This window comes from Janthinobacterium violaceinigrum (assembly GCF_009208555.1).
Lineage (GTDB): Bacteria > Pseudomonadota > Gammaproteobacteria > Burkholderiales > Burkholderiaceae_D > Janthinobacterium > Janthinobacterium violaceinigrum.
In genome coordinates this window covers 46424-68468 of sequence record NZ_WFLI01000014.1, presented here as the reverse complement: position 1 = coordinate 68468, position 22045 = coordinate 46424, and the positions used below count along the sequence as shown (strand labels likewise).

Genomic DNA, 22045 nt, shown 5'->3' with positions numbered 1-22045 from the left:
CGCGGCCATTGTGGGCAGCGCCTGCGCGGCATCAAGCGGCGGCGCCGCGCGCCGCCCATACTGTGATTTTGGAGACTATGGCCATGCACCGCACTTTCCCCCACCTCCCCGCCCTGCTGCTGACCCTGGCCTGCCAGGCGGCCTTCCTGCCGCCGGCCCTGGCCCGCGATGCCGCCACGTTGCCCGCCCTGAGCGCGCGCCAGCAGGCGCTGATGGCGACCGTCGTGGGCAGCGCCGCCCAGCCGCGCATCGTGCAGGTGAGCCTCGATGAACTGCATCCTACCCAGCCGGCCATCGGCTACGACCAGGTGTATTACAAGCTGGGGCGCTATGCGGCCGAAGAAAAGCGCATCGCCGACATCGCCAAGCCGAAAAAATTTGCCGACCTGTGCGAAGCCAATGGCCAGGGCGACGTCGTGCCCGGCACGGCCAATGCGGCCGGCGCCACCCTGAGCGCGCCGCCGGCCGGCTACCGCTGCAAGGCAGCCGTGGGCAGCCGTCCCGACGACATGAAGACCGTCGTCATCGGCCCGCGCGGCACCTTGTACCTGACCGATGGCCACCACACGCTGACCACCTTCTGGGATGCCGATGGCGGGCGCAACCACCAACTGAAGGTGTGGGTCAAGGTCAGCGACAATTTCAGCGCGCTGGACGAAACGGCGTTCTGGATGCGCATGCGCGCGGAAAACAAGGTGTGGCTGAAAAACGGCCAGAACCAGGCCATCACGCCGCAGCAGCTGCCGGCCGCCATCGGCCTCACATCGCTGGGCGACGACCGCTACCGCTCCCTCGTCTACTTCACGCGCGAAATCGGCTACGAGCCGCCCGGACACGCCACGGAATTTCTCGAGTTTTACTGGGCCGACTGGCTGCGCAGCAAACCCGTGCTGGACCTGGCGCGCGTCGACCTGCTCGACCCCGCCGCGTATGCCGGTGCGATCCTGCTGGCCGCGCAAGCGATGGTGGCGCTGAAGCCAACGGATATCGTCAGCGGCGGCAAGCGCGCGGCGGACCTGGGGGCGCTGGACGAAGTCGACCGCGAGACACTCGATGAATTGACGCAGGACAAAGGCAAACTGCGCTACGCCATCGGCTACCGGAAGTCGCTGCCGCGCCAGTAACATGCGGGCGTGTCATCATCCTGACATCTGCGCCCGCTAGCATGTCGGCACTTTTTATGCCGACATCACTGGATACCATGTACAAGAACAGCCTTCGCCGCACAACCCTATCCCTCGCCATCGCCGTGACGCTGGGCGCCAGCCTGGCCGCCTGCGGCGGCCACGACTACCGCGACGATGCCACGACGCCCGTCGCCCCCGTCGATCCTGTCACTCCCGCGCGCGTGCTGAACGTGGTGGCCGCCACCGGCAAGGCCGTGGCGAACGCTTCCGTCTCCGTGCTCGACGCCGGCAAGAATGTCGTCGGCAGCGCCACCACGGACGCGAACGGCAAAGCGGCCATCACCCTGGTTGCCACGGCGAAGGCGCCCTTCCTCGTCTCCGTCACGCCGGCAGGCGGCACCACGCTGTACGCGCTGTCGCTGAAGGAAAGCGCCGTCAACCTGACGCCGCTCACCTCCGTCATCGCCATGCAGCTGCTGGGCAGCACCCCGTCGAGCGCGTCCCCCGCCAGCCTGGCCGCCGTCGATGCGGCCAGACTGCAAACGGCGCAGACGCAGCTGGGCAAGGCCCTGGCGGCACCCCTGCAAACCCTGGGCATGGCGGCCAGCTACGACTTCGTCAACGGCGCCCTGACGCCGAACAGCAAAGACCCGGCCGACGTCCTGCTCGACAACCTGCAGGTAAAACAGAGCGGCACCGATATCGACATCGTCAATGCCAGCGGCAGCATCGTCGCGCAGATCATCGATGGCGGCGCGCCCATGGCGACCGGCAAGAGCGTGCTGGAAACGCCGCCCGTGCTCAGCGCGCGCCAGCAAGTGCTGGCCGCCACGGCCGCCGGCACCGATGCGGCGCCCGTCTTCCTGCAAGTGTCGCTCGACGAACTGCGCCCCACGCAGCCAGCCGTCGGCTACGACCAGATCTACTACAAGCTGGGCCGCTACGGCGCGGAAGACCAGATCATGGCCAAGACCAACAAGCCGAAGAAATTCGCCGAACTGTGCGAAGCCAACGGCCAGGACGACGTGCTGACGAAAACGGCCAACGTGGCCGGCGCCACCCTGAGCAACCCGCCCTCCACCTTCCAGTGCAAGTCCGCCGTGGGCACCAAGCCGGGCGACATGAAGACCGTCGTCATCGGCCCGAACGGCACCCTGTACCTGACGGACGGCCACCACACGTTCAGCGCCTTCTGGGATGCGGACAATGGCCAGAACCATCAGCTCAAAGTGTGGGTCAAGGTGACGGACAATTTCAGCAAGCTCAATGAATACGATTTCTGGGCGCAGATGAAAAAGGTCAACAAGGTCTGGCTGAAGGATGGCGGCAACAAGGCCATCGCCACCAGCCAGCTGCCGGCGTCCATCGGCCTCAAATCGCTGGGCAACGATCCCTACCGCGCCCTCGTGTACTTCACGCGCGACGCGGGCTACGTAGTGCCATCGACGGCCACGGAGTTCCTCGAATTCTATTGGGCCGACTGGCTGCGCAAGCAGGCCGGCGTCGATCTGGCCAAGACGGATACGAGCGACGCCACCGGCTACATGGCCACCATCAAGACGGCTTCGCTGGCGATGGCGGGCCTGAAGGCGGGCGACATCGTCAGCGGCGGCGCGACGGCGCAGGCGCTGGGCTGGACGGGCGTCTTCAGCCAGGCGGCGCTGGACGACCTGGTCACGCCGACGGGCAAGCTGAGCTACGCCATCGCGTATAAAAAATCGCTGGCCAAGTAAGCGCGGCGCAAACGACAACGGCCCGCCTGTCAGTTGACAGGCGGGCCGTTTTTTATCGCAGTTGCTGCTTACGCGATGCGCTCGCCGTTGGCCGGATCGAACAGGGCCGCTTTCGACAGGTTGAACGACAGCTGCATGGTCTGCCCCGGCAGCACGGCTTCGCGCGGGTGCGTGCGGCAGGTCACGGCGGCGCCGTTCAAACGCGTCGTCAGCAGGGTGTCGGGACCGGTCGGCTCGACGAGGTCGATCAGGCAGCCCAGTTCCTGGCCCACGTCGCCGTGCGCGCTGCTCATGTCCGTGATCTGTTCCGGGCGCACGCCCAGGATCACGTCGCGGCCCGCATGGCTGCGCAGCTTGTCGGCCGGGAATGGCAAGACCAGGCGCATGCTCTTGCCCGCGTTGTCGATGACGGCAAATACCTCGTTGCCCTCGATGACAGGCTTGACGGTAATGAAGTTCATCGACGGCGAGCCGATGAAGCCGGCCACGAACAGGTTCGCCGGATTGTCGTAGATTTCCTGCGGCGTGCCCAGTTGCTGCACCACCCCATCCTTCATGACGGCGATCAGATCGCCCATGGTCATCGCCTCGATCTGGTCATGCGTGACGTAGACGATGGTGGCTTTCAGGCGCTGGTGCAGCAGCTTGATCTCGGCGCGCATTTCCACGCGCAGCTTGGCGTCCAGGTTCGACAGCGGTTCGTCGAACAGGAACAGCGACGGCTTGCGCGAGATGGCGCGGCCCATGGCCACGCGCTGGCGCTGGCCGCCCGACAGCTGCGCCGGACGGCGGTCCAGCAAGTGCGTGATCTGCAGCGTTTCAGCCACGCGGGCGACGATTTCTTCCTGCTCCGCCTTCGGCACTTTTTTCACGTTCAAGCCGAACGCGATGTTTTCGCGCACTGTCATCGACGGGTACAGCGCATACGACTGGAACACCATGGCGATGTCGCGGTCCTTCGGCGGCAAGTCGTTGACCACCTTGCCGTCGATGAGGATCTCTCCCGAGGTGACGCTTTCCAGGCCGGCCACCATGTTGAGCAAGGTCGACTTGCCGGAGCCGGAGCCGCCGACGAGGATCAGGAACTGGCCATCCTTGATTTCGATGTCGATGCCCTTGAGGACTTCGACGCCGTTCGTGTACACCTTGCGGATGCTGCGTATCGATAAACTGGACATATTCTTTCCTTAACCTTTGACTGCGCCTGCGGTCAGACCGCGCACAAAATAACGGCCTGCGACCAGATAGACCAGCAGGGTCGGCAGCGCGGCAATCACCGCGGCAGCCATGTTGACGTTGTATTCCTTCACGCCCGTGGACGTGTTGACCAGGTTGTTCAAGCCCACCGTGATCGGCTGCGAATCGCCGCTGGCGAACACGATGCCGAACAGGAAGTCGTTCCAGATCTGCGTGAATTGCCAGATGATGCAGACGACGAAAATCGGACCCGAAATCGGCAGCACGATCTTGCGGAAGATCAGGAAGAAGCCGGCGCCGTCGATGCGCGCCGCCTTGATCAGCTCTTCCGGCACGCCGATATAGTAGTTGCGGAAGAACAGGGTCGTGAAGGCCGTGCCATACACCACGTGCACGAAGACGAGGCCCGTGGTGGTATTGGCCAGGCCGAATTCGCCCAGCAGGCGCGCCATCGGCAGGATCACCACCTGGAATGGAATGAAGCAGCCCACCAGCAAGGCGGCAAACAGGATTTCCGAACCGCGGAAGCGCCAGTGCGCGAACACATAGCCGTTGAAGGCGCCCAGGAAGGTCGAGATCAGCACGGCGGGAATCACCATCTTGATCGAGTTCCAGAAGAACGGCTGCATGCCGTCGCAGGTGACGCCCGTGCAGGCCGAGGACCAGGCCTTGGACCAGGAATCGAACTGCCACACGTGCGGCAGTGCCAGCAGGTTGCCGCTGCGGATCTCGTCGAGCGACTTGAACGACGTCGACAGGGTCACGTACAGGGGCACGATGTAGTACACCGCAAACAGGATCAGCAGCAGGTATACAACCACCCGTCCGAGGGTGAGGCGATTATTGCGTGTAGGTGTCATCTCATCGCCTTTGCGCTGCGCGTTTCCAGGTACATCAGCGGCACGAGCACGGCCACGATGGTGGCCAGCATCATCATTGCCGATGCCGAGCCCAGGCCCAGTTGGCCGCGGGTGAAGGAAAACTGGTACATGAAGATGGCCGGCACGGACGACGAGTTGCCAGGTCCGCCAGCCGTCAGTGCGATGACCAGGTCGAAGCTCTTGATGGCGATATGCGCGAGGATCAGCAGCACGCTGAAGAACACGGGCCGCATGGCGGGAATCACGATGCGCCAGTAAATCGTCGGCAAGGATGCGCCATCGACTTGCGCCGCCTTGATGATTTCATCATCGATGCCGCGCAGGCCCGCCAGGAACAGGGCCATGACGAAGCCAGACGATTGCCAGACGCCGGCGATCACCACCGTGTAGATGGCCATGTCGGAGTTCACCAGCCAGTCGAAGGTAAACGAGGTCCAGCCCCAGTCGTGCATGACCTTTTCCAGGCCCAGGCTGGGATTGAGCATCCATTTCCAGGCCGTGCCGGTGACGATGAAGGACAGCGCCATCGGATACAGGTAGATGGCGCGCAGCGCGCCTTCGGCGCGGATTTTCTGGTCCAGCAGGATGGCCAGGAACAGGCCGATGGCGATGCTGCAACCGATGAACAGGACACCGAAGATGCCGAGGTTCTTGAGCGAGGTCCACCAGCGCTCATTGTCGAACAGCTCGACGTATTGCACCAGGCCGGCGAACTCGTAGTTCGGCATCAGCCGCGATTCGGTCAGCGACAGCCAACCGGTCAAAAAGATAAAACCATAGACGAATACCAAGCTGGCGATGAGCGTGGGGCCCAGCACCATCTGCGGTATCCATCGGTCGAATTGCTTGCGTATGGACATAGGACAGCCGTAGAAGTAGAACTGCGTGTGGCGCCGGCCTGGACGAGCGCCAGGGCGGGCGCCTGCGATGCATGCGATGCAGAGGGCGCCGGCGGGAGTGCCGGCGCCGTCGTGATTACTTCACTTTTGCCGCTTTGGCCAATGCGGCAACCGCGTCTTTCGAGCTCATGTTGGTGTTCATGAACTTGGCGATGACGTCGGTCACGGCGCCTTGCGTGGCCGATGGCAGCGCCATGCCGTGGGCGAACGATGGCACCAGGCCGCCGTTCTTGTTGGTGGCGTCCATGTCTTCCATCGATTTCAGGGCGCAAGCGTCAAACTTGTCCTTGGAAACGCCGGAACGCACGGGGATGGAACCCTTGTTCAGGTTGAAGATCGACTGGAACTTCGGATTCATGATGGCGTTGGCCAGGGCGATCTGCCCTTTCTTCGCATTCGCATCCTTTTGCGTGAACATGGCAAACGAATCGATGTTGAAGGTGTAGGCCTTGTCCGTGCCAGGCGCGGCCACGCACAGGTAGTCCTTGCCCGGTACCTTGCCGGCAGCCGTGAACTCGCCCTTGGCCCAGTCGCCCATGAACTGGAAGCCGGCCTTGTTGTTGATGACCATGGCGGTGGCCAGGTTCCAGTCGCGGCCTGCCGCATCCTTGTCGATGTAGGTCTTCACCTTGCCCAGGGTGTCGAACACCTTGAGCATGGTCGGGCCCGTCAATTCCTTCTGGTCCAGCTTGAGGATGGCCTTTTTGTAGAATTCCGTGCCGCCCACGCCCAGCGCGACGGATTCAAACACGGTGGCGTCCTGCCATGGCTGGCCGCCGTGGGCAATCGCGATGCCGCCCGATTTCTTGATTTTCTCGGCCGCGTCGAAGAACGCATCCCAGGTGGTCGGGGTGGTGGCCACGCCGGCTTTTTTCAGCACTTCCGGATTGACCCACATCCAGTTGACGCGGTGGACGTTGACGGGAGCGGCGACGTAGTGGCCCTTGTATTTCATGATGTCGGCGACGACTTTCGGCAGCACGGCATCCCATTTGCCTGGAATGGCGGCATCATCGATATTGGCCAGCACGCCTTCCGCGCCCCACTCCTGGATCGACGGGCCCTTGATCTGGGCGGCCGTTGGCGGATTGCCGGAAATGACGCGGGTTTTCAGCGCGGTCGCGGCGTTTTCGCCAGCGCCGCCAGCCACGGCGAAGTCTTTCCAGCCGAAGCCGCTTTCTTTCACGATTTGCTGCAACTGGCCCACGGACTTCGCTTCACCGCCGGAGGTCCAGTAGTGCAACACTTCCACGTCGGTCGCAAAGGCGCTGCCAGCAAATGCCAGGGTGGTCAATGCGGCCAGTTGGGTAATCTTGAATTTCAGTTTCATCTCCACATTCCTTTTTTGATCAAGCTTTTAGGGGGCTTCGGCATACGGGGGCCGAAAAAGGTGAAATCTGCGCCTGTACCGGCGCTCTTGTGCTCAGACCCGCTTGCAAACGGGCATCATCTTGGTATAAAGACGGCGCCGTGATCCATGAAATGACTACATTGCATTTATATCACGGGACGGCGCCAAAAACGCATCCGCGAAGGATGCGCCAGGTTGATCTGCATTACAAACATCAACACTGAACAAACCGTCGCGAGCGGCAGCGATTTGTGGCCGGGAAGCGCAACCGTGCTGGAGCACGGTGAGCATCGCAGGCCGCAAAGCGCGCCGTGCAGCAGGTTTGGTTCGGTGTTTAGAACCAGGTTTCCACTTGGAAGCCGTAGGACGTGCCGCTGGTATTGTTGTTGTAGATCGGGCCGCCGTTGTTCGACGCGTTGACCGAGGCGGTGGCCGCATCGTTCCATTTGCCGTAGGTGACAAAGGCGCGCAGTTCAGGACGCGACCACAGGCCAGGACCGGCCGAGATCGTCGGCGCGATGGTCAGCTTGGTCAGGCGCTTGGCCGGCAGGCCGCCCGCTTGCGTCACGCGGTCCGTGCCCAGTTCGCCCACCAGCTTGAAGTTGTTGGTGAATGCGTACACAGGGCGCACGCCGACCGAGGTCCAGGTCGAGGAACCGTTGGCATTGGACTCGTCTTTTTGCCACAGGGCGACGAATTCCATGCCGAAGTTGGCCAGGGGCTGGATCGCCATGTCATTGAAGATGCGCGTGCGCTTGACGTCGGAACCGAAATTGGTGTCGCCCGAGGCGCCGAACTGCGCGCCCTTGCCCGTGCCAGGGCCGACGCCGTACTGCACGCCGAAGGTATTGCCGCCGCCAAAGACTTTGGCTTGACGGTGGAATGCCGACAGCTGCCAGCCATTGTGCTTCTGGCCAAAAGCGTCGTTGTCCTTGCCTTCGCCGATGATGTAGGTGGCGGCCAGGTCCAGGGTGCCGTTTTCATTCACGGGAATTTCGCCGTAGATGAAGTTCTGGCGCACGGCGGACTTGGTGCTGACGACGCCGGTCGGCGACACGGTGTTGATGTCGTTGTCCTTGAAGAAGGCGTACGAGAATTTACCCGGGCCCGCTGGAATGCGGTCCAGGCCGGCGCCCGTGCCGTTCATGTTGATGTATTGCAAGTCCAGCATGTGGATGTCAGGACGGTAGTAGAAACGTTTACCGATCCAGGCCGTGCCGCCGTTCAGGAAATCGAGTCCCTGCGCTTCGACATAGGCCTTGACGATGCCCAGCTTGTTGTCGCCGAAATCCGAGTTTGGCGCGTAAGCGTTGACCCAGATGGTGGCCAGGTAGTTCACGCCGCCGGAATTGGCGATGGACTTGGTGTAGCCGAATTCCGTGTAGGCGTCGCACTCATTGCCCAGACGGTATTTCATGGTATTGCCGCCCAGGCCGAAGCAGCCTTGCGAACCGCCGTCGCCCGACGTATTGCTGCCGGCGCCAGCGCGCAGGTAGCCATGGAAGCCTTCGGAATCGGATGGATACATTGGATCGGCGGCAGCGGAACCGCTGGCGATGGCTAAGACGATGGCAGCTGGCAGTGCTTTCAACACGGCCTTCAACATGGTGCGATGCAGCATGGTAAGTCTCCTCAGTAATTTGTTTTTATCTAGTCATTCGTGGCCGAATGTACTGGCCAGAATTCTTTCCAGCAGGGACATAGTAACTATACTACGAACAAATATCAACATATTATGTTGTAATCCTACGACTACTCTGCGACACTTTATTTGCGTACCGAGATGCGCGTTGACTGCCCCGTTTTTTCCCGCTGACGCCACCCTTTCTGGCACGCTGGACAAGCAATTGCGCAGGCATCCCGCATTTTTCGGCACGCGGCACGTATACGAATTAAAATCCTTGGTTTTTGCCCATAACGACAGTGCGCCGCCACGACAGCGCACGCAGACGAGACTAAGCACCGCCATGAAAATTGATGAAAAAATGGAAGTAGCAGGCAGCGATCCGGCGGAGCGTTTCAGTGATGGGCCGCGCCTGCTGGCAGACATCGGCGGCACCAATGCCCGCTTCGTGCTCGAAACGCGCCAGGGCCACCTGGAAGCGGTGGCCGTGCTGCCCTGCGACGACTACGCTTCGCTGCTCGACGCCATCACCGCCTATATCGATAGCAGCGAGGCGCGCGCCGCCGGTTCGGCACGCGTGCGCCATGCCGCCATCGCCATCGCCAATCCCATCGACGACGACAATATCCGCATGATGAACCATCACTGGTTCTTCTCGATCGAAGCGATGCGCGAAGCGCTGGGCCTCGATACCTTGCTCGTCGTGAACGACTTCACGGCGCTGGCCATGGCCCTGCCCTACCTGCGGCCCGACCAGCGCCTGCAGATCGGCGGCGGCATGGCGCGCGCCGACAGCGTCATCGGCCTGCTCGGCTCGGGCACGGGCCTGGGCGTGTCGGGCATGATCCCCGCGGAAGACCGCTGGATCGCGCTGGGCAGCGAAGGGGGCCACGTCAGCTTCGCCCCGTGCGACCAGCGCGAGATGGACGTGCTGTCCTTCGCCTGGCGCGAACTGTCGCACGTCTCGGCCGAACGACTCGCCTCCGGACGCGGGCTGGAACTGATCTACCGCGCCCTGTCCGAACGCGCCGGCAAACCCGATGCGCTGCCGCTGCTGGCGGCCGAAATCACCAGCCGCGCGCTGAACAACGAATGCGACGTGTGCATCGAAGCGGTGGACTGCTTCTGCGCCATTCTCGGCTCCATCGCCGGCAACGTGGCCATGACCCTGGGCGCGCTGGGCGGCATCTATATAGGCGGCGGCATCGTGCCGCGCCTGGGCCCCCTGTTCGAACAGTCGCAGTTCCGCGCCCGCTTCGAGCAGAAAGGCCGCCTGAACGAATACCTGGCGCAGATCCCCACTTTCCTGATCACGGCCGAACTGCCCACGTTCCTGGGCATCGCCGCCATCCTGGCGCAAAAGCTCAAGCGCGCCCATTCCGGCGCGCCCGTGCTCGAATCCGTGCGCCAGGCGCGCGGACGCATGAGCCCTTCGGAATGCAAGGTGGCCGACTGGGTCCTGAAGGAGCCGAACGCCATGCTGACCCTGCCGATCGCCGAAATCGCCCAGCGGGTGGGCGTGAGCCAGCCGACCGTGATGCGCTTTTGCCGCTCGATCGGCGTGCAGGGCCTGGCCGATTTCAAGCTGAAGCTGGCCTCCGGCCTGACGGGCGGCGCCATCACGGTGGCGCACTGCCATGTGGAGATTTCGGACTCCGACGCGGAACTGGCGCGCAAGGTACTGGGCAACAACGCCTCGGCCGCGCTGGCCATGCGCGACATGCTCGACGTGAAGGCGCTGACGGCCGCCATCGAACTGCTGCGCGGCGCGCAGCGCGTGGAATTGCTGGCCGTGGGCAGCGCCCGCGTGGTGGCCGACGACATGCAGCACAAGCTGCTCAACCTGGGCATCGTCAGCAGCTTCTTTGCCGATCCGCAGGCGCAGGAAATGAGCGCCGCCATGCTCAAGCCGGGCGACGTGGCGCTGGTCATTTCCCGCTCGGGCGCCCTGCCCGAGCTGCTGCGCACCGTCAAGGTGGCGCAGGGCTGCGGCGCGCGCGTGCTGGCGATTACGGCCAGCGGTTCGCCGCTGGCCAAGCTGGCCGACGTGCTGCTGACCCTGAACCACCCGGAAGGCAACCTCAATTTCGTGCCCATGATCGTGCGCCTGCTGCAGCTGATGATGCTCGATATCCTGTCGGTGGGCCTGGCGCGGCGCGACACGGCGCAGCGCACCAGCGCCGCCGAACTGGAAGAAGGACAACTGCACGGCATGCGCATCAGCGGCAAGCTGAAATTCGGTGGCCACCTCGAATAAGGCGGCCCAGGCCGCATTGGACGCCGCCAGCGGCGCCACCGTGCACGACGTGGCGCGCATGGCCGGCGTATCGGCCATGACGGTGTCGCGCGTGATCAACGGGCGCGCCAGCGTCAGCACGGCCACGCGCGACAAGGTCGAGGCGGCGATTGCCGCCCTGCGCTACCAGCCCAACCTGGCGGCCCGCGCCGCCCGCACGGGCACCCTGCGCATCGGCCTGCTGTACAGCAACCCCAGCGCGGCCTTCCTCAGCGAATTTTTAGTTGGCGCCATGGACCAGTGCCGCCAGGGCGGCGGCCAGCTGCTGCTCGAGCGCTGCGGCGACCTGGCCAGCCAGCGCACCGCCATCGACTGCCTGGTGGCGGCCGGCGTGGACGGCATTCTCGTGCCGCCGCCCCTGTGCGATTCGCCGGAAGTGCTGGCCCAGCTGAATGGCATGGGCATCCCCGCCATCGCCGTGGCCACGGCGCGCCCCTCGCCCGGCGTCTCGGCCGTGCGCATCGACGATTACGAAGGCGCGCTGGCCATGACGCGCCATCTGCTCGCGCTGGGCCACCGCGACATCGGCTTCATCGAAGGCGACCCGGAACACACGCCCGCCCTGCTGCGCCGCCAGGCCTTCGAGGACGGCATGCGGGAAACGGGCCTGCAGGTGCCGCCGCACCGGGTGGTGCAAGGCTACTTCACCTACCGTTCGGGGCTCGATGCGGCGCGCCAGCTGCTGGCGCAGGCACCGCGCCCCAGCGCCATTTTCGCCAGCAACGACGACATGGCCGCCGCCACCCTGGCCGTGGCGCACGGCATGGGCTTGCAGGTGCCGCAGGACGTCAGCGTGTGCGGCTTCGACGACACGCCCGTGGCCACCACCGTGTGGCCCGAGCTGACCACGATCCACCAGCCCATCGCCGACATGGCGCGCGCTGCCGTCAATCTCGTCATCGACGAGATCCGCCAGCGCCGCAGCGGGGAAACGGCGCCCGCCACGCATCACCTGATGGCGTTCACCCTGATGGCGCGGGCATCAACGGGGCCCGTTGCGCGGGGATAGGCCGGCCGGGTCTGACCCCCGGCATTGATCGCAGAACTGCTACTGCTGGCGCACCACCGTGCGCGCCGCCAGCGACTCCACCAGTTCCACCGATGGGGGTGAACCGCCGGCCGCCAGGCAGGCGCCCGCCCCGGCCGCGACGGCAAAGCGCAAGTGCTGGCCGCCGCCCGCATCGGGCCGGTACATCAGGCTGTACAGCAGGCCGCCGATGCTGGCGTCGCCCGCGCCCACCGAATCGACCACCTCGATGGCAGGCGGCGCCGCCTGCCATGTGTGCTCGCCCTGGTACAGGGCAGCGCCCTGCGCGCCACGCGTATACAAATAGGTGGCTTGCGGATTCCAGCCGCGCAGCACGCCGAACGCGCCATCGATGTCGTCGTGGCGAAACAGGCCCGCCAGGTCTTCGTCCGACACTTTCACCACGTCGGCCAGCGCCACCATGCGGCGCAGCGTGGCGTCGTAGCGCTCATCCATCATGACGCGGAAATTCGGGTCGTAGCTGATCTTCACGCCAGCCGCCTTCAATTCCTGCGCCAGCGCCACCAGCTTGCCCGCCAGCGGTTCGCGCGCCAGGCTGATGCCGCCGAAGTGCACCCATTGCGTCCCTTGCATCCAGCCGCCCGGCAGTTGCGCCGCGTCGAAATGCAGGTCGGCGCTGTCGTCGCCGATGAAGTAATAGGTGGGCGGATGCAGTTCATGCACGATGGCCAGCAGCGGCGACTTTGCCTGGCGCTGCAGGAAGCGCATGTCCAGGCCCGCCGCCTCGGTGGCAGCGGCCAGCGCATCGCCGAACACGTCACGGCTGACGGCGCCGGCAAAGGCGCTGGGCACGCCCAGGCGCGCCATCACGCGCGCCACGTTCCAGGTCGAGCCGCCCACCTGGCTGCTCCAGGAGTCGGCGCCCGTGCGCAGCATGTCCGTCAGCGCTTCGCCGGCCGATACAAAGGTAGGGAAAACGCCGTTCATGCGGCACCGCCGATCACGTTCAGCACTTCATAGCAGGCGCCCATGGTGTGGTAATCGACCTTGCCGGCCGGGCTTTTCTCGTCGCTGATTTTCTGGTTCCCGGGCGTGAGGATGCGGTACCAGGCGCCGTGTTCATGGTCGACGAAGTGCCGCCAGCTGTAATCCCAGATCTTGTCGTAGCTGAGCCAGTAGGCGTCGTCGCCCGTGCGCGCGGCCAGCACGGCGGCAGCGGCAAAGCTTTCCGCCTGCACCCAGAAGTATTTGTCGCCGTCGCAGATCTCGTCCTGCGGACCGAAACCGTAATGGATGCCTCCATGCGCGCCATCCCAGGCCTTGGCCAGCGCCGTGTCGTACAGGGCGCGCGCACGGGGCAGCAGCCAGTCCGACGGACCGGCCATGAACCGGCTGTGGCGCTCCATGATCAAGAGCAGCTTGGCCCATTCCGTGAAATGGCCCGGCTGGTAGCCCCATGGACGGAAGATATTGCTCTTGTCGTGCAGATTGTATTCCCAGTCGATCGACCAGTCGGGTTTGTAGTGCTCCCAGATCATGCCGTTCGCCAGGCCTGCCTGGCGCACGGTGATGTTGTGCGCCAGGGTTTCCGCGCGGTGCAGGTAGCGCGCTTCGCCCGTCGCTTCAAAAGCGGCCAGCATCGCTTCGCAGGCATGCATATTGGCGTTCTGGCCCCGGTAGCCGTCCAGCGTGACCCAGTCGGCGCTGGCCACGTCCGCATACAGGCCGTGTTCGAGCAGCCAGAAACGCTGCTCCATCAATTCGAAGGTTTCATCCAGGTAGGCGTGCGCTTCCGTCACGCCGGCTTGCAAGGCGTGCGCATACGCGAGCAGCACGAAGGCCAGGCCGTAGCAGTGGTTGGCGCCATCTTCCACCGTCTTGACGCCATCCTTCCACGACAGTTGCCAGGCGTAGCCGCCCGTGGCCGGGTCGCGGTGCGCATCGCGCAAAAAGGCCACGCCATGGCGCAGGGCCGCCTGGTAATCGTCACCGCCGAAATGGCGGTACGCCATGGCGTAATTGAAGATGAAGCGCGTGCTGCTGACCAGGTGGCGCGTGCTGGCGTCGTACACGGTGCCGTCGTCGCGGAAGAAGTGATAGAAGCCGCCGCTCGGGTCAACAGCGCGCGGGTGATAAAAGTGCATCGTGTGCAGGATATGCTTTTCGAGCATGTCCCTGGAGCGGAAATCGGGATTCATGGGTCTCTCATGATATTGTTATCGATAACAATGATGATAGCATGCCGTTTTCGCGCCGTCTCGGTCTATCAGGGGACTTTGCTCTCCCGCAGTTTTTCCCGCCACAGCGCCGCGCGCATGGGGCTGGCCTGCTGTCCCAGCTCGCCCTTGTCGTACACCTTGACGAGCCGCTCGATGGCCTCCGCGTCGCCCTGCTTCGCCGCCAGCAGGTACAACTCGAAGGGCTTGGGCGCCGGCCCTTGCCGGGTCGCCCCGCCACGCCCCTGTTCCAGCAGGCGCGCAAAACCCGTCTGGCCCGGCGGGCTTTTGGCGATGGCCGCCATCTCGTACCAGCCCAGGGCCGCCTCGTCGCTCTGCGGCGCGCCCCGCCCCACTTCATACGCATACGCCACATTGTTCAAGCCGGAGGGATCGAGCGCCTTGGCCGCCTTCATGTACCAGGTGAATGCTTCCTTGCGCTGCGCCTCGTCCTGCGCCGTCATCATCAGCCGGTAGCCGATTTCATTGTAGGCGGGAATGAAGCCGTTTTCCGCATAGTATTTCAGCCAGTGCAGCGCGTGCGCCTGTTCTTCCGGACTGCTGTGGATATTTTCAAAGTGCTGGGCCACCGTGAAATTGGCCAGTTCCACGCCTTGCGCGGCGCCCTTGCGCGACCAGTATTCGCCCAGCTTGCGGTCGATGGCCATGCCCTGGCCAAGCGTATAGGCGACGCCCAGGAAAGCTTGCGCGGGACCGTTGCCGCCTTCGGCCGCCTTCTTCAGCCACGCCAGGCCCAGGTCGCGGTCGCGCGGCGTCCCCTCGCCCTCGTGCAGCATCTGCGACAGTTCCAGCTGGGCGGCAGTATCGCCCCCTTCCGCCGCGCGGCGCGCCTTGTCGAAAGCGGCGACCTTGTCCGGCGACAGGTCGGCCGGGCGGTCGATCACGGCCTGCACGCGCGCGCGCATGTCATCGAGGCCGGACATATCGAATTCGACCAGCGCCGGATGCTGGCGCGGTTCCCTGGTGGACGCCGGCTGCGCCAGCACGGGCTGCGCCAGTGCCAGGCTCAATACAAACAGGATGGTCTTCATTTCTTTTCTGCCTCTGCCACTGCCTCTGCCAGTTTATCGCGCCATTCGGCAGCGTCTTCGGCACTCGCCTGTTCTCCCAGTTCGCCCTTGACATACACCTCGATCATGCGCCGCATGGCGGGCAGGTCGCCGCCCCATCCGGCACGCTCGTACCAGACCAGGGCCCACTTGTCCGACTGCGCCACGCCCAGGCCCAGCTCATGTGCGCGGGCCAGGTTGCGCATGCCGGCCGGCTCCTTTTCACGCGCCGATCTGTAATACCACTGGAAAGCCTCGCCGCGGTCCTGTTCATCGACGGCCGCGCGCATCAGGTGCTCGCCCAGCGCATTGTAGGCGGGCACAAAGTGCTGCTCGTTTGCCGCCGCCTTCAGCCAGGTGATGGCCAGCGCCTGCTCTTCGGCACTGCTGCCGCCATCGATGAATTCCATCGCCAGGATGGTCTGCGCCTCTGCGTCGCCCTGCGCCACGCCCTTGCGCAGCCAGTATTCGCCCTGCACGCGGTCGATGGGCACCTTGCCGCCCAAGGTGTAGGCCACTCCCATGGCCGCCTGCGCAGGCGCATAGCCTCCTTCGGCCGACTTGCGTATCCAGGCCATCGACTGCGCCGTGTCCTGCGGCGTGCCGACGCCCAGCTGCAGCATGCGCGCCAGTTGCAGCTGCGCCTCCACGTCGCCCGTTTCCGCCACGCGCCGGGTCTCGGCAAATTCGGCGATGCTTTCCGGGCTATGGCTAGCCGCCTCAGCCCTGACCTTGATGGCGAGCAGCTGCAGGTCGAGCAAGGTGGGCGAGGTCTGGGCCAGGAGCGGCAACGGCAGCAGGAAAGGAATCAGCAAGAGAAATTTCTTGGGCATGCGAAGGTGTCGGGAAGAAGAAAACACGCATGGTAGCCGATGCCATGCCAGACAGGCGCGCACTGCACGGGAAGTTTGACAGCGCACGCTGGCAGGCTTACATTGCACGAGCCCACCACTTACACAGGAATGCCATGAACCGCCTATCGAAAACCGCCTTGACCTTGCTCGTCGCCCTCGCCGCCAGCGGCGGCGCCAGCGCCGCCGACACCCAGCTGACGGGCTGCGCCGCCAAGCGCGAAGGCATCCGCAGCGAATTGCGCCAGGCGCAGGAACAGGGCCTGTCCGACAAGGTTGCGGGCCTCACGCGCGCGCTCGACGAAGTCAACGCCCACTGCCGCGACAGTACCCTGGTCGAGCGCCACAACAAGAAAATCGTCAAGGCGCAGGCCAAGGTGAACCAGACGGAGCGTTCGCTGCGCCTGGCCCAGGAAGCCAATAAGGAACCGAAGAAGATCGCCAAGCTGGAAGGCAAGCTGGAAAAAGCCAAGGCGGAACTGGCCGCCCTGCAGGCGCAGCAGCCTTAAGCCTTACGCCTTCTCGCCCAGCAGCTGATAGATGCTGGAAAAATCCAGCGCGCCCGATCCCGCCTTGCTGTGCAAGCTGTACAGATTGCGCGACAAGGCGCCCAGCGGTACGCTCGCCCCGCTGGCCAGCGCGCTTTCCACGGCCAGGCCCAGGTCCTTGAGCATCAGGTCGACGCCAAAGCCGCCCGTGTAGCCGCGCGACGCGGGCACGTTCTCGGCCACGCCGGGGCACGGGTTGTACACCTCCAGGGTCCAGTTGCGGCCCGAGCTTTTCGCCATCACGTCCGACACCACCTTCGGGTCCAGGCCATTGGCCACGCCCAGGCGTATCGCTTCGCTGGTGCCGATCATCAGTATCCCCAGCAGCATGTTGTTGCAGATCTTGACCGTCTGCCCGCAGCCCGAACCGCCCGCGTGGAAGATGGCCTTGCCCATGATTTCCAGATAGGGCCGCGCCGCGTCCAGCGCCGATGCTTCGCCGCCCACCATGAAGGTCAGGGTGCCGTTGGTGGCACCCGCCGTGCCGCCCGACACGGGCGCATCCAGCATGGGCAAGCCCTTGTCCTGCGCGGCGCGGCCCACCTGGCGCGCCGCCTCCGTGGAAATCGTCGAGCAGTCGATCAGCAGGGTGCCGGGCCGCGCCTGCGCCAGGATGCCCGTCTCGCCCAAAGGGTTGCCCAAATAAGCGCCCAGCACGTGGCGGCTGGCCGGCAGCATGGTGATGACGATGTCGGCGGCCCGGATCGCCGCCGCCTGGTCATCGGACACGAGGCCGCCGCCGTCGGCAAACTGCTGCACGCTGGCCGGCACCAGGTCGAAACCCGTCACCGCATGGCCGGCCCGCACGAGGTTTTGCGCCATGGGCAAGCCCATGTTGCCCAGACCGATGAAAACGATGTTTGTGCTCATCGCCGCCCCTTATTTCATCGAGATCGTGGTATTGACGCCGCTGCCGCCATCGTCCGGGGCGAACCAGCGCGCCGTGACGGTCTTGGTCTGCGTCCAGAAATACAAGGCCTGCTTGCCGTTCGGGCCCAAATCGCCCAGTTTCGACGCGCGCGAGCCCGTGAAGCTGAAATAGGCGACGGGCACGGGGATGGCCACGTTGATGCCCACCTGTCCCACGTCGATCTCGTTCTGGAACTTGCGCCCCGCCCAGCCGGACGAAGTAAAGATCGAGGTGCCGTTGCCGTTCGGGTTGGCGTTGATGAAGGCGATGGCCTGGTCCAGCGTATCCGTCTCCACCACGCACATGGCGGGGCCGAAGATTTCCTGCGTGTAGACGGAGTTCGATGCTTCCACCTTGGAGAAGATCGTCGGCCCCATGAAGTTGCCGCCTTCGTAACCCGCCACCTTGTGGCCGCGGCCGTCGAGCAGCAGCTGCGCGCCTTCATCCACGCCCGCCTGGATCAGCTTTTCCGCGCGCTGCATGGCTGCTTTCGAGACCATCGGCCCCAGGTCCGCCTCGCGGTCGCTGCCCGGCCCCACTTTCAGGGCCTGCGAGCGGGCGACGATTTCCGGCAGCCAGGAACGGGCCTCGCCCACCAGCACGACGACGGAATTGGCCATGCAGCGCTGGCCGGCCGCGCCGAACGCGGCGCCGATCAGGTTATTGATCGCCTGTTCCTTGTTGGCGTCGGCCAGCACGACGCAATGGTTTTTCGCCCCCATCATCGATTGCGCGCGCTTGCCCGATTCGCTGGCGCGGCGGTACACATGCGTGCCCACGTGGGTGGAGCCGATGAAGGACACGGCCTTGATGTCGGGATGGTCGCACAGCATGTTGACGACGTCGGCGCCGCCATGCACGACGTTCAGCACGCCGGCCGGCAAGCCCGCCTGGTACATCAGCTCGACCAGGTACATGGTCGAGGACGGGTCTTGCTCCGACGGTTTCAGCACGAAGGTATTGCCGCAGGCGATAGCGATGGGGAACATGAAGCACGGCAGCATGACGGGGAAGTTGAATGCCGTGATGCCGGCGCCCACGCCCAGCGGCTGATAGATATTGTAGACATCGACGCCATTGGCCGCGTTTTCCGCGATTTCGCCCAGTTGCAGGGTGGCGATCGAGCACGCGTGCTCCACCACTTCCAGGCCCCGCATCACCTCCCCTTCCGCGTCGGGCAGGGTCTTGCCGTGCTCGCGCGTGATCAGTTCGGCCAGGGCGACTATGTTTTCGCGGATCAGGTGCTGGTACTTGAGCATGATGCGCATGCGCGCCGCCAGCGGGGTATTGCGCCAGGTCTTGAACGCTTCCTTGGCCGTGGCGACGGCCAGATTCACTTCATCGGGCGTGGAAAACGGCACCCTGGCGACGATTTCCTGCGTGGCAGGGTTGACGACGTCGCGCCATTCCGTGCTGGTCGAGGCGTGGTGCTTGCCGCCGATGTGCAGGGGGACGGCGGGGACTTGGGTGAGGGCTTGGTTCATGTGAGACTCCGTGAGGTGTTCGGTGATTATTTCTTGACCAGATTGCACGCTGCCGCATCCATGGGCTTGAACGCCTGGTCGGCAGGGATGGTGGACAGCACTTTCAGGTAGTCCCATGCGCCCTTCGATTCGGCCGGGGTTTTGACCTGCACCAGGTACATATCGTGGATCACGCGGCCGTCGGGGCGGATCGAGGCATTGTTCATGACGGCATCCTTGATGGGCAATTCGCGCATCTTCTGGGCGACGATCTTCGAGTCGTCGCTCTTGGTGGCCGCCACCGATTTCAGGTAGTGGTAGACGCTCGAATACACGCCCGCCTGCACCATGGTCGGCTTGGCGCCCTTGTTGAGCGCTTCGAAGCGCTTGGCAAACGCGCGGCTGCGGTCATCGTAATCCCAGTAAAAGCCGTCCGCGTAGACGAGGCCCTGGGCCGTGTCCAGACCCAGCGCATGCACGTCGGACAGGAACACGAGCAAGGCGGCCAGGCGCTGGTCCTTGCCGCTGCCGATGCGGAATTCGCGCGCCTGCTTGATGGCCGACACCGTGTCGGCGCCGCCGTTGGCCAGGCCGATCACCTGCGCCTTCGAGCCTTGCGCCTGCACCAGGAAGGACGAGAAATCGGATGCGTTCAGCGGATGGCGCACGGCGCCCACCACGGTGCCGCCATTGCGCTTGACGACATCGCTGGCATCCTTTTCCAGCGAATGGCCGAACGCATAATCGACGGTGACGAAGTACCACGATTTCTGTCCCAGCTTGGTCAGCGCCGCCGCCGTGCCGGCCGCCTGCGAATACGTGTCGAACATCCAGTGGAAGCCGTTCGGCGAGCAGTCTTCATTGGTCAGGCGCCCCGTGGCGGGACCGCTGAACATGGCGATGCCGCCCTTCTCCTTCATCAGCTTTTGCACGGACAGGGCCACCGACGAGTTGGTGAGGTCGGCGATGGCGTCGACCTTGTCGCGGTCTATCCATTCGCGCGCCTTGGAAGCGGCGATGTCGGCCTTGTTCAAGTGGTCGGCCGACAGGATCTCGATCTTCATGCCCTTGCATTCGGCCTTCAGGCAATCCTCGACGGCCATCTGGCTGGCGACGACGGAGCCGCGCCCGCCCATGGCCGAATACGGGCCGGACATGTCGGTCAGGATGCCGATCTTGACGACGCCATCGGAAATCTGCGCGTGCGCGCCGGTGAAAGACAGGGAAAGCGCCAGCGCGCCCATGGCCAGAACGGTCTTTTTCATGCGGTGTCTCCTGAGGGGTAAGGGTTTTTCTTATATGTATATCTGCATTCTGCATGTGTAAAAATATGCACTCAAGTGAAATTAATGCATAATTCCTTTGCAAAAATGCACAAGGAGAACAAAGTGCTCGATTGGGACAATGTACGGGTCTTCCTGGAACTGACGCGCAGCGCCGGTCTCGTCGATGCGGCGAAAAAGCTGGGCATCGACCATTCCACCGTGTCGCGGCGCATGCGCAAGTTCGAGGAGCAGGTGGGCACGCAGCTGTTCGACCGCAACTACGTGGGCTACCAGCTGACGCCCGAAGGCCACCGCCTGATGGAATACGCGGAAACGATGGAAAGCACGGTGTTTGCCGCCACCGAAGAGCTGGGCGAACACAATCGCCTGTTGTCGGGCCAGGTGCGCCTGGGCGCCACCGAAGGCTTCGGCGCCATCGTGCTGGCGCCCCACCTGGCACAGTTTTGCGGCAGGTACCCGCACATCAGCGTGGACCTGATCGCCGTGCCCCGTTTCGTCAGCCTGTCCAAGCGCGAGGCGGACGTGGCCATTTCCATCGAGCGCCCCCTGTCCGGACCGTATGTGGTGACCAAGCTGTCCGACTACCGGCTCAAACTGTACGCCACGCCAGCCTACCTGGCGCGCCACGCGCCCATCACCAGCGTGGCGCAGCTGGCGCAGCACCCCATCATCGGCTACGTGGACGACCTCGTCTTCAGCGCGGAGCTGCGCTACATGGACAATGTGGCGCCCGACTCGCTGCGCGCGTTTCGCAGCACCAGCGTGATCGCCCAGTACCACGCGGCGCGCGCGGGCCAGGCGCTGGCCATCCTGCCCTGCTTCGTGGCCCAGCAGTCGAACGAGCTGGTGCCCGTGCTCGACGGCGAGATCGACCTGCTGCGCGCCTTCTGGATGATCTCGCCCAGCGAACGGCGCAACATCGCCCGGGTCAGCGCCCTGTGGAATTACCTGCGCACGGCCATCGACCTCAATCACGCCTACCTGATGGGCGAAACGGCCGCGCCCAGCTGGCCCGCCTGAGCACGCGGCAGCGCGCTACACTGTCGCCACATATGAATAAGGAGAATGCCATGCTGATGGATGCGAACCAGGCCGTGCTGGTGATAGTCGACCTGCAGGGCCGCTTGATGCCGGCCATTCACGATGCGGGCCTGGTGCTGGCGCAGAACCTGCGCCTGGCGAAGATCGCCCGCCTGCTCGACGTACCCGTGCTGGGCACGGAACAGAACCGCCAGGGACTGGGGCCGAACGTGGAAGAAATCGCCGCCCTGTGCGAACGCACCTTGCACAAGACGCACTTCGGCGCCTGTTTTGACGGCTTGCAAGCCATCCTGCCGCCCGGGCGCAGACAGATCGTCGTCACGGGCTGCGAAGCCCATGTCTGCATGCTGCAGACGGCCATCGGCCTGCTGGAACTGGGCTACGAAGTGATCATCGCCATCGACGCCGTCAGTTCGCGCCAGGCGGCCAGCCGCGACGCGGCCCTGGCGCGTCTGGACAGGCTGGGCGCGCAGCTGGTGACGGTGGAGATGCTGGCCTTTGAATGGTTGCGCGACTGCAAGCACCCGCGTTTTCGCGAGGTCCTGGCGCTGATTAAATAGACAG

Annotated in this window: 19 protein-coding genes; 7 read left to right on the top strand and 12 right to left on the bottom strand. The window is 64.3% G+C overall.

All coding sequences use genetic code 11. The features are described 5' to 3' along the window. The first annotated feature begins 83 nt into the window (after window positions 1-83). Together GCN75_RS13955 and GCN75_RS13950 are read left to right on the top strand one after the other, a co-directional pair. The gene (locus GCN75_RS13955) at window positions 84-1124 is read left to right on the top strand and encodes a ParB/Srx family N-terminal domain-containing protein (RefSeq protein ID WP_152283056.1); all 1041 of its coding nucleotides are present in this window, start codon (window positions 84-86) and stop codon (window positions 1122-1124) included. A gap of 56 nt (window positions 1125-1180) precedes the next feature. Then, window positions 1181-2860 (top strand): ParB-like protein, encoded by a 1680-nt coding sequence (locus tag GCN75_RS13950; protein WP_193317510.1) that lies wholly within the window; start codon window positions 1181-1183, stop codon window positions 2858-2860. A 68-nt stretch (window positions 2861-2928) separates the two neighbouring features. On the opposite strand, the gene GCN75_RS13945 is transcribed toward GCN75_RS13950, so the two are convergent. The 5 genes from GCN75_RS13945 to GCN75_RS13925 all read right to left on the bottom strand — a co-directional run bounded on the left by GCN75_RS13945 (window position 2929) and on the right by GCN75_RS13925 (window position 8809). Beyond that, window positions 2929-4038, bottom strand: a complete 1110-nt coding sequence (locus tag GCN75_RS13945) for an ABC transporter ATP-binding protein (protein ID WP_152255204.1) — start codon at window positions 4036-4038, stop codon at window positions 2929-2931. 9 nt (window positions 4039-4047) lie between these two features. Continuing rightward, window positions 4048-4917, bottom strand: a complete 870-nt coding sequence (locus tag GCN75_RS13940) for a carbohydrate ABC transporter permease (RefSeq protein WP_034777933.1) — start codon at window positions 4915-4917, stop codon at window positions 4048-4050. Next, window positions 4914-5798, bottom strand: a complete 885-nt coding sequence (locus tag GCN75_RS13935) for a carbohydrate ABC transporter permease (protein WP_010397323.1) — start codon at window positions 5796-5798, stop codon at window positions 4914-4916. Before GCN75_RS13935 ends, GCN75_RS13940 begins: the two co-directional genes overlap by 4 nt. A gap of 115 nt (window positions 5799-5913) precedes the next feature. After that, window positions 5914-7167 carry an ABC transporter substrate-binding protein gene (locus GCN75_RS13930; RefSeq protein ID WP_086143001.1) on the bottom strand — a complete coding sequence of 418 codons (1254 nt, stop codon included), beginning with the start codon at window positions 7165-7167 and terminating at the stop codon, window positions 5914-5916. A 355-nt stretch (window positions 7168-7522) separates the two neighbouring features. After that, a complete protein-coding gene (locus GCN75_RS13925; RefSeq protein ID WP_152283054.1) occupies window positions 7523-8809 on the bottom strand; it encodes a maltoporin in 1287 nt (428 codons plus the stop codon). A 346-nt stretch (window positions 8810-9155) separates the two neighbouring features. On the opposite strand from GCN75_RS13925, the gene GCN75_RS13920 reads away from it, so the two are divergent. Both GCN75_RS13920 and GCN75_RS13915 read left to right on the top strand, forming a co-directional pair. Then, a complete protein-coding gene (locus GCN75_RS13920; RefSeq protein ID WP_152255201.1) occupies window positions 9156-11069 on the top strand; it encodes a glucokinase in 1914 nt (637 codons plus the stop codon). Continuing rightward, on the top strand, window positions 11053-12117 hold the full coding sequence (locus GCN75_RS13915; RefSeq protein ID WP_152283053.1) for a LacI family DNA-binding transcriptional regulator: 1065 nt from the start codon (window positions 11053-11055) through the stop codon (window positions 12115-12117). The genes GCN75_RS13920 and GCN75_RS13915 overlap by 17 nt, the downstream gene beginning before the upstream one ends. A 39-nt stretch (window positions 12118-12156) precedes the next feature. On the opposite strand, the gene GCN75_RS13910 is transcribed toward GCN75_RS13915, so the two are convergent. The 4 genes from GCN75_RS13910 to GCN75_RS13895 form a co-directional block, all read right to left on the bottom strand. Beyond that, window positions 12157-13083, bottom strand: coding sequence for a carbohydrate kinase family protein (locus tag GCN75_RS13910; protein ID WP_152283052.1), 927 nt, complete (start codon window positions 13081-13083; stop codon window positions 12157-12159). Further along, window positions 13080-14294, bottom strand: coding sequence for an AGE family epimerase/isomerase (locus GCN75_RS13905; RefSeq protein WP_152283051.1), 1215 nt, complete (start codon window positions 14292-14294; stop codon window positions 13080-13082). Before GCN75_RS13905 ends, GCN75_RS13910 begins: the two co-directional genes overlap by 4 nt. A 68-nt stretch (window positions 14295-14362) precedes the next feature. Continuing rightward, entirely contained in the window at window positions 14363-15364 is a 1002-nt protein-coding gene (locus GCN75_RS13900; RefSeq protein WP_152283050.1) for a tetratricopeptide repeat protein, read from the bottom strand. Continuing rightward, the gene (locus GCN75_RS13895) at window positions 15361-16215 is read right to left on the bottom strand and encodes a tetratricopeptide repeat protein (RefSeq protein ID WP_152283049.1); all 855 of its coding nucleotides are present in this window, start codon (window positions 16213-16215) and stop codon (window positions 15361-15363) included. The genes GCN75_RS13900 and GCN75_RS13895 overlap by 4 nt, the downstream gene beginning before the upstream one ends. Window positions 16216-16349: 134 nt before the next feature. Here GCN75_RS13895 and GCN75_RS13890 point away from each other — a divergent pair, with 134 nt between their 5' ends. Continuing rightward, window positions 16350-16742, top strand: a complete 393-nt coding sequence (locus GCN75_RS13890) for a DUF1090 family protein (RefSeq protein ID WP_193317509.1) — start codon at window positions 16350-16352, stop codon at window positions 16740-16742. A 3-nt stretch (window positions 16743-16745) separates the two neighbouring features. Here GCN75_RS13890 and mmsB read toward each other — a convergent pair whose 3' ends face one another. Genes mmsB through GCN75_RS13875 form a run of 3 tightly spaced genes read right to left on the bottom strand, consistent with a single transcriptional unit; the run spans window position 16746 to window position 20398 of the window. Then, complete coding sequence (gene mmsB, locus GCN75_RS13885; protein ID WP_152283047.1) at window positions 16746-17651, bottom strand: 3-hydroxyisobutyrate dehydrogenase; 906 nt, start codon at window positions 17649-17651, stop codon at window positions 16746-16748. A gap of 9 nt (window positions 17652-17660) precedes the next feature. Then, complete coding sequence (locus GCN75_RS13880) at window positions 17661-19175, bottom strand: CoA-acylating methylmalonate-semialdehyde dehydrogenase (RefSeq protein ID WP_152283046.1); 1515 nt, start codon at window positions 19173-19175, stop codon at window positions 17661-17663. Between the two features lie 26 nt (window positions 19176-19201). Further along, window positions 19202-20398: an ABC transporter substrate-binding protein gene (locus tag GCN75_RS13875; RefSeq protein WP_405002812.1), complete on the bottom strand. Its 1197-nt coding sequence runs from the start codon at window positions 20396-20398 to the stop codon at window positions 19202-19204. A 144-nt stretch (window positions 20399-20542) separates the two neighbouring features. Here GCN75_RS13875 and GCN75_RS13870 point away from each other — a divergent pair, with 144 nt between their 5' ends. Then, complete coding sequence (locus tag GCN75_RS13870) at window positions 20543-21460, top strand: LysR family transcriptional regulator (protein WP_152283103.1); 918 nt, start codon at window positions 20543-20545, stop codon at window positions 21458-21460. 50 nt (window positions 21461-21510) lie between these two features. Beyond that, entirely contained in the window at window positions 21511-22041 is a 531-nt protein-coding gene (locus tag GCN75_RS13865) for an isochorismatase family protein (protein WP_152283044.1), read from the top strand. Window positions 22042-22045: the final 4 nt, after the last annotated feature.

What these genes read in the sequence shown, in the direction of transcription:
- GCN75_RS13945 (WP_152255204.1), bottom strand. Translation starts at nt 4,038, where the DNA reads ATGTCCAGTTTATCGATACGCAGCATCCGCAAGGTGTACACGAACGGC.
- GCN75_RS13865 (WP_152283044.1), top strand. Translation starts at nt 21,511, where the DNA reads ATGCTGATGGATGCGAACCAGGCCGTGCTGGTGATAGTCGACCTGCAG.
- GCN75_RS13940 (WP_034777933.1), bottom strand. Translation starts at nt 4,917, where the DNA reads ATGACACCTACACGCAATAATCGCCTCACCCTCGGACGGGTGGTTGTA.
- mmsB (WP_152283047.1), bottom strand. Translation starts at nt 17,651, where the DNA reads ATGAGCACAAACATCGTTTTCATCGGTCTGGGCAACATGGGCTTGCCC.
- GCN75_RS13900 (WP_152283050.1), bottom strand. Translation starts at nt 15,364, where the DNA reads ATGAAGACCATCCTGTTTGTATTGAGCCTGGCACTGGCGCAGCCCGTG.
- GCN75_RS13920 (WP_152255201.1), top strand. Translation starts at nt 9,156, where the DNA reads ATGAAAATTGATGAAAAAATGGAAGTAGCAGGCAGCGATCCGGCGGAG.
- GCN75_RS13905 (WP_152283051.1), bottom strand. Translation starts at nt 14,294, where the DNA reads ATGAATCCCGATTTCCGCTCCAGGGACATGCTCGAAAAGCATATCCTG.
- GCN75_RS13925 (WP_152283054.1), bottom strand. Translation starts at nt 8,809, where the DNA reads ATGCTGCATCGCACCATGTTGAAGGCCGTGTTGAAAGCACTGCCAGCT.
- GCN75_RS13895 (WP_152283049.1), bottom strand. Translation starts at nt 16,215, where the DNA reads ATGCCCAAGAAATTTCTCTTGCTGATTCCTTTCCTGCTGCCGTTGCCG.
- GCN75_RS13935 (WP_010397323.1), bottom strand. Translation starts at nt 5,798, where the DNA reads ATGTCCATACGCAAGCAATTCGACCGATGGATACCGCAGATGGTGCTG.
- GCN75_RS13930 (WP_086143001.1), bottom strand. Translation starts at nt 7,167, where the DNA reads ATGAAACTGAAATTCAAGATTACCCAACTGGCCGCATTGACCACCCTG.
- GCN75_RS13910 (WP_152283052.1), bottom strand. Translation starts at nt 13,083, where the DNA reads ATGAACGGCGTTTTCCCTACCTTTGTATCGGCCGGCGAAGCGCTGACG.
- GCN75_RS13890 (WP_193317509.1), top strand. Translation starts at nt 16,350, where the DNA reads ATGAACCGCCTATCGAAAACCGCCTTGACCTTGCTCGTCGCCCTCGCC.
- GCN75_RS13880 (WP_152283046.1), bottom strand. Translation starts at nt 19,175, where the DNA reads ATGAACCAAGCCCTCACCCAAGTCCCCGCCGTCCCCCTGCACATCGGC.
- GCN75_RS13875 (WP_405002812.1), bottom strand. Translation starts at nt 20,398, where the DNA reads ATGGGCGCGCTGGCGCTTTCCCTGTCTTTCACCGGCGCGCACGCGCAG.
- GCN75_RS13955 (WP_152283056.1), top strand. Translation starts at nt 84, where the DNA reads ATGCACCGCACTTTCCCCCACCTCCCCGCCCTGCTGCTGACCCTGGCC.
- GCN75_RS13950 (WP_193317510.1), top strand. Translation starts at nt 1,181, where the DNA reads ATGCCGACATCACTGGATACCATGTACAAGAACAGCCTTCGCCGCACA.